The organism is Streptomyces showdoensis, assembly GCF_039535475.1.
In the GTDB taxonomy this organism is placed as follows: Bacteria; Actinomycetota; Actinomycetes; order Streptomycetales; family Streptomycetaceae; genus Streptomyces; species Streptomyces showdoensis.
Genome location: NZ_BAAAXG010000028.1, coordinates 488,931 through 506,805, shown reverse-complemented (window position 1 = coordinate 506,805; position 17,875 = coordinate 488,931). Strand labels below are relative to the sequence as shown.

Genomic DNA, 17,875 nt, shown 5'->3' with positions numbered 1-17,875 from the left:
CGGCCGAGGTCGGCCATTCCCGTGCGGGTCGGCGCGGCCGAGGTCGGCCACTCCCGTGCGGGCCGGCGCAGCCGAGGGCGGGCTTCCCGGCGGGCTGGCACAATCGGGGGCGCGCCGCCCGACGGGCGGCGCCTCCCCTCCCCTCAAAGGTCCGACGGTCCCCAATGCCGCCCACCCTCGCCTCGCTCGTCCAGCACTCGGCGCTCAAACTCACGGTCCGAGCCGGTGAGGACCGCCTCGACACCCCCGTGCGCTGGGCGCACGTCAGCGAGCTCACCGACCCCGTCCCCTACATGGAGGGCGGCGAGCTGCTGCTCACCACCGCGCTCACCCTCGACGCCGAGGACCCGGAGGCGATGCGCCGCTACGTCCGGCGGCTGCTCGGTGCGGGGGTCGTCGGACTCGGCTTCGCCGTCGGCGTCAACTACGAGGCGATCCCGCAGGCGCTGCTCGACGCGGCCCGCGAGGAGTCGCTGCCGCTGCTGGAAGTGCCGCGCCGCACGCCGTTCCTCGCGATCAGCAAGGCCGTGTCCGCGGCCATCGCCGCCGACCAGTACCGGGCGGTCACCGCCGGCTTCGAGGCGCAGCGCGAGCTGACCCGGGCCGCGCTCGCCGAGGGCCCGGACGCGGTCGTCGCCCGGCTCGCCGCGCACGTCGACGGCTGGGCCGCGCTGTACGACACCTCCGGCAGCGTCGTCGCCGTCTCGCCCGAATGGGCCGCCCGCCGGGCCGCCCGGCTCACCTCCGACGTGGAACGCCTCCGCGAGCGCCCCGCGCCCGCGAGCGCCGTGGTCGGCGGCACCGACGACCGCGTCGAGCTGCAGTCCCTCGGCACCGGGCGGCGGGTGCGCGGGGCCCTGGCCGTCGGGACGGGGGCGCCGCTGGGGACGGCCGAGCGGTACGCGGTGCACTCGGCGATCGCCCTGCTCACCCTCACGACGGAACGCTCCCGCTCCCTCCAGGCCGCCGAGCAGCGGCTCGGCGCGGCGGTGCTGCGGATGCTGCTCGCCGGACAGCCGGACCACGCCCGGGCGGTCGCCGGGGACCTGTACGGCGGGCTGCTCGACGCGCCCTTCCGGCTGCTCATCGCCGAGCCCGTGGCGGCCGACGCGGGCTCGGGCGCGGGAGCGGGTCCGGGCGCCGGCTCGGCCCCCTCCGAGGCCCCGCTGGCCGTGCTCGCCGAGTCTCTGGAGGCCGCCGCGGCCCGGGCGGGCGAGTCGGTCCTGACCGTGCCCGAGAACGACGAGCGCCTGGTGGTCCTGGCCGGCGACGGGGGCGCGGTCGTCACGTCCTGCGAGGGGTACGCCTCGCGGGAGGCCGAGGAGGCCGAGCTCGTCATCGGCCTGTCCGCCCCGACCGGCCCGATCGCCGCGGCCGCCGCGTACAAGCAGGCCGAGCAGTCCCTGTCGGTGGCCCGCCGCCGGGGCAGGGCCCTGGTCGAGCACGAGGAGCTGGCGGCCGGGTCCGTGCTGCCGCTGCTCGCCGACGACGCGGTCCGCGCCTTCGCCGACGGCCTGCTGCGCGCGCTGTACGAGCACGACGCCACCGGCCGCGGCGACCTGGTCGCCTCCCTGCGCGCCTGGCTCTCCCGCCACGGCCAGTGGGACGCGGCCGCCGCCGACCTGGGCGTCCACCGCCACACCCTGCGCTACCGGATGCGCCGCGTGGAGGAGATCCTCGGGCGCTCGCTGGACGACCCGGACGTCCGGATGGAGCTGTGGCTGGCGTTGAAGGCGACGGGGGACGGGGCGGCGGCGGAGTAGGAGGGCGAGGGGAGAGGGAGGGGGAGTGGGAGGGGGAGAGAGGGAGGGGGGAAGGGCGGAAAGGGTGCTCCGCTGCCCGATCCCGGGCAGATTTCTTGGATATCCACCCCCGCGCTGCCTAATCTCCTGCACATGACAAGCCCCGCCGTCGATCCGGTCCCCGTGGTCCAGCCGTCCGCCCCCGAGAAGCCCCGGCCGGCCGGCCCCGCCCGGCGGATCCCGGCCGCCGTGTGGGCCGCGCTCGGGATCGTGTACGTCGTGTGGGGCTCCACGTACCTCGGGATCCGGGTCGTGGTCGAGACGCTGCCGCCCTTCCTCTCCGCCGGCACCCGCTTCGTCACGGCCGGGCTGCTGCTCGCCGGGATCATCGCCTGGCGGCAGGGGCCCGCGGCGCTCAAGGTGACGCCCCGGCAGCTCGCCTCCGCCGTCGGGGTGGGCCTGCTGCTGATCCTCGGCGGCAACGGGCTCGTCGTGCTCGCCGAGACCTCCATCCCCTCGGGGCTCGCCGCGCTGCTCATCGCCGTGGTCCCGGCCTGGGTCGTCGTCCTCAAGGCCCTCTCCGGCGACCGTCCGACCAAGGGCGGTCTCGCGGGCGTGCTCCTGGGGCTCCTCGGGCTCGGCGTCCTGACCCTGCCGGGGCTCAGCGGCGACGTGAAGGCGGGCGGGGTGGTCCTCGTGATCGCCGCGACGCTGTGCTGGTCGGTCGGCTCGTTCTGGTCGTCCCGGCTCCCGATGCCGGCCAACCCGTTCACCGCCAGCGCGTACGAGATGATCGCGGGCGGCCTCGCGGGCCTCGGGGTCGGTCTGGTCCGCGGCGAGCAGCACGGCCTGGACCTGTCGGCCGTCTCCGGCCGCTCCTGGGCCGCCCTCGGCTACCTGGTCGTCTTCGGCTCGCTGCTGGCCTTCACCGCGTACGCCTGGCTGCTCCAGGCCGCCCCGCTCTCGCTGGTCGCCACCTACGCGTACGTGAACCCGGTCGTCGCCGTCGCCCTTGGCGCCCTCGTCCTGAACGAGGCCCTGAGCCTGCCCATCGTCCTGGGCGGCGCGATCGTCGTGGGCGGGGTGTGCCTGATCGTCTCCACCGAACGCCGCTCACCCGCGCCACGCTCCCGCACCTGACCCTCCGGGCCCCTCCAGGCCCCCGATCAGGGCCGGGCCCCCGATCAGGGCCGGGCCCCCGATCAGGGCCGGGCCCCCGATCAGGGCCGGGTCCGCCGCGGGTCCCACCCGACTCCCGCCCGACTCCGGCCCGACACGGGCCGGCCGGGCCCACCGCTCCCGCCCCGTCCGGCCCGCCCCGCCCGAAGCCCGCCCCGTCCGGCCCGGCCCCGCCGAAGTCCGCCCCGCCCCCGCTCCCCTCCCCTTCGGCCAAACCGGAGCGCACCGCGACCCCCACCACTCCACACCGGACAAACCCACGCCCGCCCCCTCGGCCCTAACGTGTCACGAGAGCGATCGCTCACACCCCGATACGGAAAGGGCCGGGACGCAATGACGACCACCCACGCCTTCTGGCTCGCCGGCCGCGAGGCCACCGGCGAGGCCACCTTCGACGTCACGAACTCCTTCGACGGACGTCTGGTCGGCAAGGTCAGCGTGCCCACCGAGGCCCAGGTCGAGGAGGCCGTCGCCGCCGCGCACGCCGTCGTCGACGAGTTCGCCGCCACCCCGGCGCACGTGCGTGCCGCCGCGCTCGACCACGTGTCGAAGCGTCTGGCCGAGCGCACCGAGGAGATCGCCCTGCTGATCTCCGCCGAGAACGGCAAGCCCATCAAGTGGGCCCGCGGCGAGGTCGGCCGTGCCGTGTCGGTGTTCCGCTTCGCGGCCGAGGAGGCCCGTCGCTTCAACGGCGGCGAGGCCCAGCGCCTCGACACCGAGGCCGGTGGCGTCGGCCGCCTGGCGCTGACCCGCCGTATCCCCAAGGGCGTCGTCCTCGGCATCGCGCCGTTCAACTTCCCGCTGAACCTGAGCGCCCACAAGGTCGCCCCGGCCATCGCCGTCGGTGCCCCGATCATCCTCAAGCCGGCCCCGTCGACCCCGATCTCCTCCCTGATCCTGGGCGAGATCCTGGCCGAGACCGACCTGCCGGCCGGCTCCTGGTCGATCCTGACCGTGCCGAACGACCGCATGCCCGCCCTGGTCAAGGACGAGCGCCTCCCGGTCATCTCCTTCACCGGCTCCGACACCGTCGGCTACGCCATCCAGGAGTCCGTGCCGCACAAGCACTGCACCCTGGAGCTCGGCGGCAACGCCGCCGCCGTCGTGCTGCCCGACTGGTCCTCCGAGGCCGACCTGGACTGGGCGGCGACCCGCATCGCCACCTTCTCCAACTACCAGGGCGGCCAGTCCTGCATCTCCGTGCAGCGCGTGATCGCGGACGCCTCGCTCTACGAGCGCCTCGTCCCGAAGATCGTCGCCGCCGTCGAGGCCCAGGTCACCGGTGACCCGGCGGACGACGCCACGGACGTCGGCCCGCTCGTCGACGAGAACGCCGCCAAGCGCGTCGAGGCCTGGGTGGACGAGGCCGTCGCGGCCGGCGCGAAGCTGCTCGCCGGCGGCAAGCGCGAGGGTGCGACCTACGCCCCGACCGTCCTCACCGAGCTCCCGGCGGACGTCACCCTGGCCCGCGCCGAGGTCTTCGGCCCGGTCCTGACCATCGCCAAGGTGGACGGCGAGGCCGAGGCCTTCGCCGCGGTCAACGACTCCGACTTCGGTCTCCAGGCCGGCGTCTTCACCCACGACCTGCAGGCCGCCTTCCGCGCCCACCGGGCCCTGGAGGTCGGCGGCGTGATCGTCGGCGACGTCCCCTCCTACCGCGCCGACCAGATGCCGTACGGCGGTGCCAAGCGCTCCGGCGTCGGCCGCGAGGGCGTCAAGTACGCCATGGACGACTACACCTACGAGCGGGTGCTGGTCCTCACGGGCCTGGCGCTGTAACCCGTTCGTACGGATCACAGACCGACGGCCGGAGCCCACTGTGCGGGGGCTCCGGCCGTCCCCGTTTCCCGGCGCCCGCATCCCGGGCCGGACAAGACCGCACCGCACCGCACCGCATCGCACCGCACCGGGCGGGACCGCACCGGACCGGGCGGGGTCAGGTCACCGCGCTGCCCGGTCGGGGAGCGCGGTGACGTGGATGAGGAGCCTGATCGTCCGTGGGATGGCGCGGACCCTACGCGTCCTCCGTACGGTCCGCCCGTCTTTCCCAACCCGTGGATATCGGGTACGACGGACGGGTAGCCACACAAGGCCCCCGACGAGCGGCGAGGTGAGCTCCTCATGTCCGCACCCACCCAGCGCCCGCCCAAGGTCTCCGAACGCGAGGCCCGGCAGGTAGCCGAGGCGGCCCGCCAGCAGGACTGGCACAAGCCCAGCTTCGCCAAGGAACTCTTCCTCGGCCGCTTCCGGCTCGACCTCATCCATCCGCATCCGCTCCCCGCCGACGAGGACGTCCGGCGCGGCGAGGCCTTCCTCGCCAAGCTGCGCGAGTTCTGCGCGACCCGCGTCGACGGCGCCCGCATCGAGCGCGAGGCCCGCATCCCCGACGAGACCGTCACCGGCCTCAAGGAGCTGGGCGCGCTCGGCATGAAGATCGACCCCAAGTACGGCGGCCTCGGCCTCACCCAGCTGTACTACAACCGGGCCCTCGCCCTGGTCGGCTCGGTCAGCCCCGCGCTGGGCGCGCTGCTCTCCGCCCACCAGTCGATCGGCGTCCCGCAGCCGCTGAAGCTGTTCGGCACCCAGGAGCAGAAGGACGCCTTCCTGCCCCGGCTGGCCCGCGACGCGATCTCCGCGTTCCTGCTGACCGAGCCGGACGTCGGCTCCGACCCGGCGCGGCTCGCCACCACCGCCGTGCCCGACGGGGACGACACGTACGTCCTCGACGGCGTGAAGCTGTGGACCACCAACGGCGTCGTCGCCGACCTCCTCGTCGTCATGGCCCGGGTGCCCGCCTCCGAGGGCCACAAGGGCGGCATCACCGCCTTCGTCGTCGAGGCCGACGCGCCCGGCATCACCGTCGAGCACCGCAACGCCTTCATGGGCCTGCGCGGCCTGGAGAACGGCGTCACCCGCTTCCACCGGGTGCGGGTCCCGGCCGCGAACCGCATCGGGCCCGAGGGCGCCGGCCTGAAGATCGCCCTCACCACCCTCAACACCGGCCGGCTCTCGCTGCCCGCCGCCTGCGCGGGCGCCGGCAAGTGGTGCCTGAAGATCGCCCGAGAGTGGGCCGCCGAACGCGAGCAGTGGGGCAAGCCGGTCGCCCGGCACGAGGCCGTCGGCACGAAGATCTCCTTCCTCGCCGCCACCGCCTTCGCCTTGGAGGCCGTCGTCGACCTCGCCTCCCAGATGGCCGACGAGGACCGCAACGACATCCGCATCGAGGCCGCCCTCGCCAAGCTCTACGGCTCCGAGATGTCCTGGCTGATGGCCGACGAGCTGGTCCAGATCCGCGGCGGCCGCGGCTACGAGACCGCCGACTCGCTCGCCGCCCGCGGCGAACGCGCCGTACCGGCCGAACAGCTCCTGCGCGACCTGCGGATCAACCGCATCTTCGAGGGCTCGACCGAGATCATGCACCTGCTGATCGCCCGCGAGGCCGTCGACGCCCACCTGGCCGTCGCCGGCGACATCATCGACCCCGACAAGGCCCTCGTCGACAAGGCGAGGGCGGGCGCCCGCGCGGGCGGCTTCTACGCCCGCTGGCTGCCGAAACTGGTCGCCGGACAGGGACAGCTCCCCGGCGCGTACGGGGAGTTCGGCGAGCTCGCGACCCACCTCAGGTTCGTCGAGCGGACCTCCCGCAAGCTGGCCCGCTCGACCTTCTACGCCATGTCCCGCTGGCAGGGGAGGATGGAGCTCAAGCAGGCCTTCCTCGGCCGCATCGTCGACATCGGCGCGGAGCTCTTCGCGATGAGCGCGGTCTGCGTCCGGGCCGAACTCCTGCGCACCACCACCGACCACGGCCGCGAGGCGCACCAGCTCGCCGACGCCTTCTGCCGCCAGTCGCGGCTGCGGGTGGACGAGCTTTTCGGCCGACTGTGGGCCAACACCGACGACCTCGACCGCAAGGTCGTCGACGGCGTCCTCGCGGGCTCGTACACCTGGCTGGAGGAGGGCATCCTCGACCCGAGCGACGACGGGCCCTGGATCGCGGACACCACCCCCGGTCCCTCGGCCGAGGAGAACGTGCACCGGAAGATCCCGTAGCGGGAGCGGAACGGCCCGTGTGGACGGGCGGACGCCGTCCGTCCACTGGCCGAAACGCCGCGCCCCCCGTCCGCGGCCCACGGCAGACTGGGGCCCGTGACCGTCATAGACATCCCCGGCTCCAAGTCCGTCACCGCCCGCGCGCTCTTCCTCGCCGCCGCGGCCGAAGGCACCACCACGCTCCTGCGGCCGCTGCGCTCCGACGACACCGAGGGCTTCGCCGAGGGGCTGAAGGCCCTCGGCTACGCCGTACGCCAGGAGCCCGGCGCCTGGCACATCGAGGGCCGGCCCGCCGGCCCCGGGGTCGCCGAAGCCGACGTGTACTGCCGCGACGGCGCCACCACCGCCCGCTTCCTGCCGGCCCTCGCCGCCGCCGGCCACGGCACCTTCCGCTTCGACGCCTCGCCCCAGATGCGCCGCCGCCCGCTCGGCCCGCTCACCACCGCCCTGCGCGAACTCGGCGTCGAGCTCGCGCACGGCGAGCGCGAGGGCCACCACCCGCTCACCGTCACCGGCCGCGGCATCAAGGGCGGGGCGCTCCGCCTCGACGCCGGGCAGTCCTCCCAGTACCTCACCGCCCTGCTGATGCTCGGCCCGCTCACCGCCGACGGGCTCGCCGTCACCGTCACCGACCTGGTCTCCGAGCCGTACGTGGAGATCACCCTCGCGATGATGCGGGCCTTCGGCGCCGAGATCGCGCGCGAGGACGGGCCCGAAGGACGCACGTACACCGTCGCGCCCACCGGCTACCGCGCCACCACCTACGCCATCGAGCCCGACGCCTCCACCTCCAGCTACTTCTTCGCCGCCGCCGCCCTCACCCCCGGCGGCGCCGTCACCGTCCCCGGCCTCGGCACCGGCGCCCTCCAGGGCGACCTCGGCTTCGTCGACGTACTGCGCCGGATGGGGGCGGACGTGACGATCGGGGCGGACCGGACCACCGTCCGCTCCACCGGCACCCTGCGCGGCCTCACCGTCAACATGCGCGACATCTCCGACACCATGCCGACCCTCGCCGCGATCGCCCCCTTCGCCGACGGGCCGGTCCGCATCGAGGACGTCGCCAACACCCGGGTCAAGGAGTGCGACCGCCTCGACGCCTGCGCCGAGAACCTGCGCGCGCTCGGCATCACCGTGGACACGGGTCCGGACTGGATCGAGATCCACCCCGGCACCCCCGCCGGACCGGCGGAGATCGCCACCCACGGCGACCACCGCATCGTGATGTCGTTCGCGGTCACGGCCCTGCGCACCCCCGGCGTCACCTTCGACGACCCCGGCTGCGTACGGAAGACCTTCCCGGACTTCCACACCGTTTTCGAGGCGTTCGCCCGGGGGCTGTGAGGAGCGCACAGTCTTTGCGGCGAGAATGGGGGGCATGAGCGACCGCCCCTCTCCTCTCGCCGACCCGCACATCGCCTTCGATGTGTCCACCGGACGCCGCGACATCGTCGTGCTCGGCTCCACCGGTTCCATCGGCACCCAGGCCATCGACCTGGTCCTGCGCAACCCCGACCGGTTCCGGGTCACCGCCCTCGCCGCGTCCGGCGGCCGGATCGGGCTGCTCGCCGAGCAGGCGCACCGGCTGCGGGTCGGCGCGGTCGCGGTGGCCCGCGAGGAGGCGCTGCCCGAGCTGCGCGCGGCGCTGACGGCGCTGTACGGCACGGAGCCGCTGCCCGAGCTCCTCGCGGGCCCCGACGCCGCCACGCAGCTCGCGGCCTCGCCCTGCCACACCGTCCTCAACGGCATCACCGGCTCCATCGGCCTGGCGCCGACGCTGGCCGCCCTGGAGGCCGGCCGCACCCTGGCGCTGGCCAACAAGGAGTCGCTGATCGTCGGCGGCCCCCTGGTCAAGGCGCTGGCCAAGCCCGGGCAGATCATCCCGGTCGACTCCGAGCACGCGGCCCTCTTCCAGGCGCTCGCCGCCGGCACCCGCGACGACGTCCGCAAGCTGGTCGTCACCGCCTCCGGCGGCCCCTTCCGCGGCCGCACCCGCGCCGAGCTGGAGGGCGTGACCCGCGAGGACGCGCTCGCCCACCCGACCTGGGCCATGGGCCCGGTGATCACGGTCAACAGCGCGACCCTGGTCAACAAGGGCCTGGAGGTCATCGAGGCCCATCTGCTCTACGACATCCCGTTCGACCGCATCGAGGTCGTCGTCCACCCCCAGTCGTACGTCCACTCGATGGTCGAGTTCACGGACGGCTCCACGCTCGCCCAGGCCACCCCGCCGGACATGGGCGGCCCGATCGCCATCGGCATCGGCTGGCCCGAGCGGGTCCCCGACGCGGCCCCCGCCTTCGACTGGACCAAGGCCTCCACCTGGGAGTTCTTCCCCCTCGACAACGAGGCCTTCCCCTCGGTGAACCTGGCCCGCCACGTCGGCGAGCTCGGCGGCACCGCGCCCGCCGTCTTCAACGCCGCCAACGAGGAGTGCGTGGACGCCTTCCTCGCCGGAAAGCTGCCGTTCAACGGAATCATGGATACGGTCACCCGGGTCGTCACCGAGCACGGCACCCCGGACCGGGGAACCTCGCTCACGGTGTCCGACGTCCTGGAAGCGGAGACCTGGGCACGGGCCCGGGCCCGGGAACTCGCGGCGAAGGCAATCGCGGAGGCGCGCGCATGACCGTTCTCTTGTACGTACTCGGCCTGGTGCTGTTCGCATTCGGCCTGCTCGTCTCCATCGCCTGGCACGAGCTCGGCCACCTCTCCACGGCCAAGCTCTTCGGCATCCGCGTGCCCCAGTACATGGTCGGCTTCGGCCCCACCATCTGGTCGCGGAAGAAGGGCGAGACCGAGTACGGCTTCAAGGCGATCCCCGCGGGCGGCTACATCCGCATGATCGGCATGTTCCCGCCCGGCAGGGACGGGAAGATCGAGGCCCGCTCCACCTCCCCGTGGCGCTCCATGATCGAGGACGCCCGTGAGGCCTCCTTCGAGGAGCTCCAGCCGGGCGACGAGGACCGGCTCTTCTACACGCGCAAGCCGTGGAAGCGCGTCATCGTGATGTTCGCCGGACCGTTCATGAACCTGGTCCTGGCCGTGTTCCTGTTCTTCGGCAGCGCCATGGCCATCGGCTTCGAGACCCAGACCACCAAGGTCGCCGGCGTCCAGAAGTGCGTCATCCCGCAGTCCACCAAGCGCGAGGCCTGCCAGGCCGGCGACCCGGTGTCCCCCGCGTTCGCCGCGGGACTGAAGGACGGCGACAAGATCGTCGCCTTCAACGGCACCCCGGTCGAGGACTGGAACACCCTCTCCGACCACATCCGCGACACCATCGGCCCCGCCACCGTCACCGTCCAGCGCGGCGACCAGCGGATCGACCTCCACCCCACCCTGATCAAGAACGAGGTCTACAAGAAGGACGCCGACGGCCGGGTCGTCCAGCCGCTGCAGACGGTCCCCGCCGGCTACCTGGGCTTCGCCTCCAAGAACGAGGTCGTCCCGCTCACCTTCGGCCAGTCCGTCACCCGGATGTCCGACCAGCTCCAGGCCGGCGCCGAGTCCGTCATCGCCCTGCCGGGCAAGATCCCCGCCCTGTGGGACGCCGCCTTCGGCGACGGCGAGCGCGCGCAGGACTCGCCCGTCGGCGTCGTCGGCGCCGCCCGCATCAGCGGCGAACTGATGACCGTGGACGCGCCGCCGCAGACGATCCTCGTCTGGTTCATGAACCTGCTGGTCATGTTCAACGTGTCGCTGTTCCTGTTCAACATGCTCCCGCTGCTCCCGCTCGACGGCGGCCACATCGCCGGCGCCCTGTGGGAGTCGATCCGCCGCCACACCGCCAAGATCTTCCGGCGGCCCGACCCGGGCCCCTTCGACGTGGCCAAGCTGATGCCGGCCGCCTACGTCGTGGCGGGCGTGTTCGTCTGCTTCACCCTGCTCGTCCTCGTCGCCGACATCGTCAATCCGGTGAAGCTGACCTGAGCCGCAAGCGGCCGGAACCCGTGCGGTGTCCGGCCGCCCGCCCGCGGGGCGGTAATCTCGAAGACCTGAGCCCGATGAACCACACCTTGGGGTTGTACAGCTGATGACCGCCATCTCTCTCGGTATGCCTTCCGTCCCGACCAAGCTCGCTGAGCGGCGCAAGAGCCGTCAGATCCAGGTCGGATCGGTGGCCGTCGGCGGCGACGCCCCCGTGTCGGTGCAGTCGATGACCACCACCCGTACCTCGGACATCGGCGCCACGCTCCAGCAGATCGCCGAGCTCACCGCCTCCGGCTGCCAGATCGTCCGCGTGGCCTGCCCGACCCAGGACGACGCCGACGCGCTCGCGACCATCGCGAAGAAGTCCCAGATCCCGGTCATCGCGGACATCCACTTCCAGCCGAAGTACGTGTTCGCGGCGATCGACGCCGGCTGCGCCGCGGTCCGCGTCAACCCGGGCAACATCAAGCAGTTCGACGACAAGGTCAAGGAGATCGCCAAGGCGGCCTCCGCGGCCGGCACCCCGATCCGCATCGGCGTCAACGCCGGCTCGCTCGACGCCCGGCTGCTCGCGAAGTACGGCAAGGCCACCCCCGAGGCGCTCGTCGAGTCCGCCCTCTGGGAGGCCTCCCTCTTCGAGGAGCACGGCTTCGGCGACATCAAGATCTCGGTCAAGCACAACGACCCGGTCGTCATGGTCAACGCCTACCGCCAGCTGGCCGCCGCCTGCGACTACCCGCTGCACCTGGGCGTCACCGAGGCCGGCCCGGCCTTCCAGGGCACCATCAAGTCCGCCGTGGCCTTCGGCGCGCTGCTCTCCGAGGGCATCGGCGACACCATCCGCGTCTCCCTCTCGGCCCCGCCGGTCGAGGAGGTCAAGGTCGGCAACCAGATCCTGGAGTCGCTGAACCTCAAGCCGCGCCGCCTGGAGATCGTCTCCTGCCCGTCCTGCGGACGCGCCCAGGTCGACGTCTACAAGCTGGCCGAGGAGGTCACCGCGGGCCTGGAGGGCATGGAGGTCCCGCTGCGCGTGGCCGTCATGGGCTGCGTCGTCAACGGCCCCGGCGAGGCCCGCGAGGCCGACCTCGGCGTCGCCTCCGGCAACGGCAAGGGCCAGATCTTCGTGAAGGGCGAGGTCATCAAGACCGTCCCCGAGTCGAAGATCGTCGAGACCCTCATCGAGGAGGCGCTGAAGATCGCCGAGCAGATGGAGAAGGACGGCGTCGCCAGCGGCGAGCCCACCGTCGCCATCGGCGTCTGACCCCCGCACTCCCGGAGCCCCTCCGCCCCCTCGGGGGCGGAGGGGCTCCGCGCGCCCCGGGTGGCGGGGGACGGGGGTAAAGTGCGGAGACCAGCAGAAACCGCACGGTGAGGCCCCCTCGTGTTGACGCAGACCTCCACCCGGGTCCTCGAACCCGCCGACCTCGGCGCCGCGCTCGCCGTCCTGGAGAGCGCCCCCGTCGAGAACGCCTTCGTGACCGCCCGCGTCCAGGTCGCCGGGCTCGACCCCTGGCGCCTGGGCGGCGAGATGTGGGGCTGGTACGCCGACGGCCGGCTGCGCTCGCTCTGCTACTCCGGCGCCAACCTGGTCCCCATCTGCGCCACCCCCGAGGCCGTCCGCGCCTTCGCCGACCGGGCCCGCCGGGTCGGCCGCCGCTGCTCCTCGATCGTCGGCCCCGCCGGCCCCACCGCGCAGCTCTGGCGGCTCCTGGAGCCCGGCTGGGGCCCCGCCCGCGACGTCCGCGCCCACCAGCCGCTCATGGTCGCCGACGGGCCCTCCGCGACCGTCGCCCCCGACCCGCTGGTCCGCCGGGTCCGCAAGGACGAGATGGAGGTGATCATGCCCGCGTGCGTGGCCATGTTCACCGAGGAGGTCGGCATCTCCCCGATGACCGGCGACGGCGGACTCCTCTACCAGGCCCGGGTCGCCGAGCTCGTCGGCTCCGGCCGCTCCTTCGCCCGCATCGAGGACGGCAAGGTCGTCTTCAAGGCCGAGATCGGCGCCGCCACCCGCCAGGCCTGCCAGATCCAGGGCGTCTGGGTCGCCCCCGAGCACCGCGGCCGCGGCCTCTCCGAGACCGGCATGGCCGCCGTCCTGCAGTACGCGCTGGCCGACGTCGCCCCCCTCGTCAGCCTCTACGTCAACGACTACAACACCCCCGCCAGGGCCGCGTACCGCCGCGTGGGCTTCGACGAGGTCGGGGCCTTCATGAGCGTGCTGTTCTGAAGCGCCCGTACGGCACGTCCGTACGGCTTGTAGGGTGCGGCGCATGGATGACACGAAGGTCGTGATCGGGCCGGTCAATCTCGCCGCGCGGGTCGACGAGGCGCTCGCCGTGCAGGCCCGGGCCTTCGGGCTCGAAGCGGACGAGATCGCCGTGCGCCGCCACATCGTGCTGCGCCACCTGCTCAACCCGGGCGCCCGCGCGTACGGCGCGACCACGCCCGACGGGACGCTCGTCGGCTTCGTGTACGGGATGCCCAACGACCGCGGCCACTGGTGGTCCACCATCGTCGAGCCGTATCTCCGCGCCACCGGCAGCGAGGGCTGGCTCGACGACTCCTTCGTCATCACCGAGCTGCACGTCCACCCCGACTTCCAGGGCCGCGGCGTCGGCCGCGGGCTGATCACCACCATCACCGACGGCTCCGACCTGCCCCGGTCCATCCTCTCCGCCATCGACACCGACAGCCCCGCCCGCGGCCTCTACGGCTCCCTCGGCTACATCGACCTCGCCCGGCAGGTGCACTTCCCCAGCGCGCCCCGCCCGTACGCGGTCATGGGCGCGCCGCTGCCGCTCAGGCGCGGGAACTGATTTCTCCGACCCGGGCCCGCCCGGCTAACCTCCTAGCCACCACCAGTTATCCGGCAGGAGTACGAGAACCATGGCCAAGGCACCGGTCCAGCGCATGTCCCAGTTGATGGCGAAGACGCTGCGCGACGACCCGGCGGACGCCGAGGTCCTCAGCCACAAGCTCCTGGTCCGCGCGGGCTACGTGCGCCGCACCGCCGCCGGCATCTGGAGCTGGCTGCCCCTGGGCAAGAAGGTCCTCGCCAACGTCGAGCGCGTCGTCCGTGAGGAGATGGACGCCATCGGCGCCCAGGAGGTCTCCCTGCCGGCCCTGCTGCCCCGCGAGCCCTACGAGGCGACCGGCCGCTGGGACGAGTACGGCGCCGAGCTGTTCCGCCTCCAGGACCGCAAGGGCGGCGACTACCTCCTCGGCCCGACCCACGAGGAGATCTTCACGCTCCTGGTGAAGGACCAGGCGTCCTCCTACAAGGACCTGCCGGTCATCCTGTACCAGATCCAGACGAAGTTCCGCGACGAGGCCCGCCCGCGGGCCGGCATCCTGCGCGGCCGCGAGTTCCTCATGAAGGACTCGTACTCCTTCGACACCGAGGACGCGGGCCTCGACGCGTCCTACGGGATGCACCGCGCCGCCTACCAGCGCATCTTCGAGCGCCTCGGCCTCGACTACCGCATCTGCGCCGCCACCGCCGGCGCGATGGGCGGCTCGAAGTCCGAGGAGTTCCTCGCCCCGGCCGCGGCCGGCGAGGACACCTTCGCCGACTGCCCGAACTGCGACTTCGCCGCGAACACCGAGGCGGTCTACCAGGCGGTGAAGCCGGTCGACGCCACCGAGGTGCCCGCCGCCGAGGAGATCCCGACCCCCGACACCCCCACCATCGAGACGCTCGCCGCCTCGCTGGGCGTGCCGGCCTCCGCCACGCTCAAGAACCTCCTGGTGAAGGTCGACGGCGAGATCGTCGCCATCGGCGTTCCCGGCGACCGCGAGGTCGACATGGACAAGGTCGAGGCCCACTTCGGCCCGACGGCCACGGTCGAGCTGGTGACGGAGGAGGACTTCGCGCAGCGCGCCGACCTGGTCCGCGGCTACGTCGGCCCGCAGGGCCTGGAGAAGGTGACGTACATCGCCGACCCGCGCGTGGCGCCCGGCACGGCGTGGATCACCGGCGCCAACAAGCCCGGCACCCACACCAGGAACGTCGTCGCGGGCCGCGACTTCGAGGTGGAGCAGTACGTCGACGTCGTCGTCGTCCAGGACGGCGACCCCTGCCCCAAGTGCGGCACCGGCCTGAAGCTGGACCGCGCGATCGAGATCGGCCACATCTTCCAGCTCGGCCGCAAGTACGCCGACGCGCTCAAGCTGGACGTCCTCGGCCAGAACGGCAAGCCGGTCCGCGTGACCATGGGCTCCTACGGCATCGGCGTCTCCCGCGCGGTCGCCGCCCTCGCCGAGCAGACCGCCGACGAGAAGGGCCTGTGCTGGCCCGCCGAGATCGCCCCGGCCGACGTCCACGTCGTCGCCGCCGGAAAGGCGCAGCAGATCGAGCTGGCCCTCGAGGTCTCCGACAAGCTCTCCGCCGCGGGCCTGCGGGTCCTGGTCGACGACCGCCCGGGCGTCTCGCCCGGCGTCAAGTTCACCGACGCCGAGCTCATGGGCGTCCCGAAGATCCTCGTCGCCGGCCGCCGCGCGGGCGAGGGCATCGTCGAGCTGAAGGACCGCCGCACCGGCGAGCGCGAGGAGCTTCCGGTCGACGAGGCGATCGCCCGCCTCTCCGCCTGACGGCACGGGCGTGCCCCCTCCTCCCGCCTCGGCGCGGGGGAGGGGGCACGCCCGTTCTCAGCGGCGCCCGGGCCGGTCGCCCCGGATGACGGGGACGAGGCTGCGCAGGGCGAGGCCGGCGGCGATCAGGGTCGTCGCGGCCACGATCAGCCCGAGCACGGCGAGCGGCGAGAGGCCGCCGCCCGTCGCGGCGAGGGTCGCGCCCGTGCCGCCCACGGCACTCGCTCCGATGGGTTTCCCGTACATGGTGATCCTTTCTGGTCAGGTCAGGTCAGGTCAGGTCAGGTCTGGTCGGGCCTGCTCGGTCTGCTCGGTCTGCTCGGTCTGTTCAGGTGGCGACCCAGTGCTCCTGCCGACGCAGGACGAGGTCGACGAGGGAGCGGGCGAACACCAGCTGCCGGAACACGTCGTAGAGGAGTTCCGGGACGAGCGGCAGGGCCAGCAGGACCGCCCGCCGGCCCGCCCCGCGCACGGTCAGCGTGCGTTCCAGGACGAAGATCAGCGTGATCGCCGTCCAGAACAGCGAGAAGCCCTGCCAGCCGACGGTGACCAGCACGATCACGGTGAAGACGGCGAACAGGCCGAGCGCGACGGCGCCGAGGCCGAGCATGATCTGCTGCCCGAAGTACGGCAGGGTGACCCTGGTCAGGCCGTAGTCGCGCAGGTTCTCCAGGGCGCCCCGCTGCCAGCGCATCCGCTGGTGCCACAGTTTGGGCAGGGTCGGCATGACCTCGGTGACCAGCCAGCAGCCGTCGGGGGAGACGGTGCGGTGCCCCAGCGTCTTCACGGCCTTGGTGATCTCGTCGTCCTCGGTGAGCGAGGCGAGGCTGTAGTAGCCGTCCCCGCCGCCGATCCGGCCCGCCCGGCGCGCGGCACGCACCTCGCGCAGCACCCGCGCGCGGAAGACGGTGCCGGTCCCGGTGAGGACGACCGCCTCGTTGCCCTTGCGGTGGATCTCCAGGGCGTACCGCTCGTACTCCATGCGCTGGAGGAGGCCGAGCAGTCCGCCGCCCTCCTCGCCGAAGAAGATCCCTCCGACCGCTCCGACGCCCTCGTCCTCGTCCAGGGCGTCGACGGCGCACCGGACGAAGCCGGGGTTGAGCACGGTGTCGGCGTCCTGCACGAGGAGCAGGGCGTCGTCGGGGAGGGTGTCGAGGACCGCGGGCACGGCCTGGTTGAGCGCCCCCGCCTTCTTGTCCCGGTTGCCGGAGGTGACGAAGACCTCGGCCCCGCAGCGTTCGGCGATCTCCGCGGTGAGATCGGCGCAGTTGTCCGCGACCACGACGATCCGGTCGGGTCGCAGGGACTGCCGGTAGAGGCCGGCCAGGGTGGCGACGATGCCGTCCTGTTCGTCGTGTGCGGGAACGAGCGCCACCAACTCCGTCACCGTTTCTCTCCGTCCGTCGGTCGTGCCGTGCGTGCCGGTACGTCGACGGTCCCGCGGTGAGGTTGCGGGGCGGGTGCGGAGCGGGTGCGGCCGGGTTGCCGCGGGGCGGTGGAGGACGTCCGGCGCGCGGTTCGGGACCTTCGCCGCCGGACCCGGAGGGGCCGAACGCCCCCGGCGGCGGGGGCGGTCAGTCCCCGGGGCGGTAGCGGTAGCCGATGCCGCGGACGGTGGCGATGCCGGTGCGCCCGCCGGTCGCCTCGGCGATCTTGCGGCGCAGGCGCAGGACGGCGTACTTCACCCGGCCGGGATCGGCGTGCTCCTCCTCGCCCCACACCTGGCGGAGCAGCTGCCCGTGACTCAGCACCCGCTCGGGCTGGGCGGTGAGGACGGCGAGCAGGTCGAACTCCAGCGGGGTGAGGTCCAGCGGCGTCCCGTCCGCTCGGGCGGTGCGGCTCGGGCGGTCCACCGTGATCCGCTGCCCGGGCCGCCCGTCGGCGCGTCCCGCCGGGGCGTCCTCGCGCCGGGGCAGCAGGCGCCGGAAGCGGGCCGCGACCCGCGGCAGGCTCTGGGCGGTGGAGAGGACGTACGTGATGTAGTCGTCCGCGCCGAGGCGGTAGGCGCGGATCGCGTCGTCCTCGACGTAGACGGGAGAGGTCACGACCACGGGCAGGTCACGGGCGCGGGCGCGCAGCTCGCCGAGGAGCCGCCAGGGGTCGCAGCCCGGCAGCAGGAGGCTCAGCACCACCCCTTGGGGCGGATGCTCGCGCAGCGCGCGCCGGACGGCCGCGCCGTCCCCGGCCTGCCGCACCTCGAACCCCCGCTCCCGCAGCATGCCGTCGAGCAGGTCCAGGGCACGGGCGTCCGTGACGGCGAGCAGGATCAGCGGTCGGGCGGGCCCGTCCGGCTCCCGGGCGGCGGAGAACGGCATACCAGGACAATAGGGTCACTCGTCCGCCCCGGCACCCCCCACCGCCCCCCCCGGCACCCCCCATCGCCC

14 protein-coding genes are annotated in these 17,875 nt (G+C 73.3%); 11 read left to right on the top strand and 3 right to left on the bottom strand.

The window, feature by feature from the left end:
- Window positions 1–164: 164 nt before the first annotated feature.
- The 11 genes from ABD981_RS36890 to ABD981_RS36840 all read left to right on the top strand — a co-directional run bounded on the left by ABD981_RS36890 (window position 165) and on the right by ABD981_RS36840 (window position 15,491).
- The gene (locus ABD981_RS36890) at window positions 165–1,763 is read left to right on the top strand and encodes a PucR family transcriptional regulator (protein ID WP_046905526.1); all 1,599 of its coding nucleotides are present in this window, start codon (window positions 165–167) and stop codon (window positions 1,761–1,763) included.
- 132 nt (window positions 1,764–1,895) lie between these two features.
- The gene (locus ABD981_RS36885) at window positions 1,896–2,882 is read left to right on the top strand and encodes an EamA family transporter (protein WP_123954090.1); all 987 of its coding nucleotides are present in this window, start codon (window positions 1,896–1,898) and stop codon (window positions 2,880–2,882) included.
- 372 nt (window positions 2,883–3,254) lie between these two features.
- Window positions 3,255–4,700 carry an aldehyde dehydrogenase family protein gene (locus ABD981_RS36880; protein WP_046905527.1) on the top strand — a complete coding sequence of 482 codons (1,446 nt, stop codon included), beginning with the start codon at window positions 3,255–3,257 and terminating at the stop codon, window positions 4,698–4,700.
- Between the two features lie 342 nt (window positions 4,701–5,042).
- The gene (locus ABD981_RS36875; protein WP_046905528.1) at window positions 5,043–6,971 is read left to right on the top strand and encodes an acyl-CoA dehydrogenase family protein; all 1,929 of its coding nucleotides are present in this window, start codon (window positions 5,043–5,045) and stop codon (window positions 6,969–6,971) included.
- Window positions 6,972–7,067: 96 nt separating this feature from the next.
- Window positions 7,068–8,315: a 3-phosphoshikimate 1-carboxyvinyltransferase gene (gene aroA / locus ABD981_RS36870; RefSeq protein WP_046905529.1), complete on the top strand. Its 1,248-nt coding sequence runs from the start codon at window positions 7,068–7,070 to the stop codon at window positions 8,313–8,315.
- A 34-nt stretch (window positions 8,316–8,349) separates the two neighbouring features.
- Window positions 8,350–9,600 carry a 1-deoxy-D-xylulose-5-phosphate reductoisomerase gene (dxr, locus tag ABD981_RS36865; protein WP_046905530.1) on the top strand — a complete coding sequence of 417 codons (1,251 nt, stop codon included), beginning with the start codon at window positions 8,350–8,352 and terminating at the stop codon, window positions 9,598–9,600.
- Window positions 9,597–10,901: a M50 family metallopeptidase gene (locus tag ABD981_RS36860; RefSeq protein WP_046905531.1), complete on the top strand. Its 1,305-nt coding sequence runs from the start codon at window positions 9,597–9,599 to the stop codon at window positions 10,899–10,901. Before dxr ends, ABD981_RS36860 begins: the two co-directional genes overlap by 4 nt.
- A gap of 103 nt (window positions 10,902–11,004) precedes the next feature.
- A complete protein-coding gene (gene ispG / locus ABD981_RS36855; RefSeq protein WP_046905532.1) occupies window positions 11,005–12,162 on the top strand; it encodes a flavodoxin-dependent (E)-4-hydroxy-3-methylbut-2-enyl-diphosphate synthase in 1,158 nt (385 codons plus the stop codon).
- 120 nt (window positions 12,163–12,282) lie between these two features.
- Entirely contained in the window at window positions 12,283–13,128 is an 846-nt protein-coding gene (locus tag ABD981_RS36850; RefSeq protein ID WP_046905533.1) for a GNAT family N-acetyltransferase, read from the top strand.
- A 43-nt stretch (window positions 13,129–13,171) separates the two neighbouring features.
- Complete coding sequence (locus ABD981_RS36845) at window positions 13,172–13,717, top strand: GNAT family N-acetyltransferase (RefSeq protein WP_046905534.1); 546 nt, start codon at window positions 13,172–13,174, stop codon at window positions 13,715–13,717.
- A gap of 70 nt (window positions 13,718–13,787) precedes the next feature.
- Window positions 13,788–15,491, top strand: a complete 1,704-nt coding sequence (locus tag ABD981_RS36840) for a proline--tRNA ligase (protein ID WP_046905535.1) — start codon at window positions 13,788–13,790, stop codon at window positions 15,489–15,491.
- A gap of 57 nt (window positions 15,492–15,548) precedes the next feature.
- Here ABD981_RS36840 and ABD981_RS36835 read toward each other — a convergent pair whose 3' ends face one another.
- The 3 genes from ABD981_RS36835 to ABD981_RS36825 form a co-directional block, all read right to left on the bottom strand.
- Entirely contained in the window at window positions 15,549–15,737 is a 189-nt protein-coding gene (locus tag ABD981_RS36835; RefSeq protein ID WP_046905536.1) for a hypothetical protein, read from the bottom strand.
- An 82-nt stretch (window positions 15,738–15,819) separates the two neighbouring features.
- A complete protein-coding gene (locus ABD981_RS36830; protein WP_046905537.1) occupies window positions 15,820–16,878 on the bottom strand; it encodes a glycosyltransferase family 2 protein in 1,059 nt (352 codons plus the stop codon).
- 187 nt (window positions 16,879–17,065) lie between these two features.
- Entirely contained in the window at window positions 17,066–17,806 is a 741-nt protein-coding gene (locus ABD981_RS36825) for a response regulator transcription factor (RefSeq protein ID WP_046905538.1), read from the bottom strand.
- Window positions 17,807–17,875: the final 69 nt, after the last annotated feature.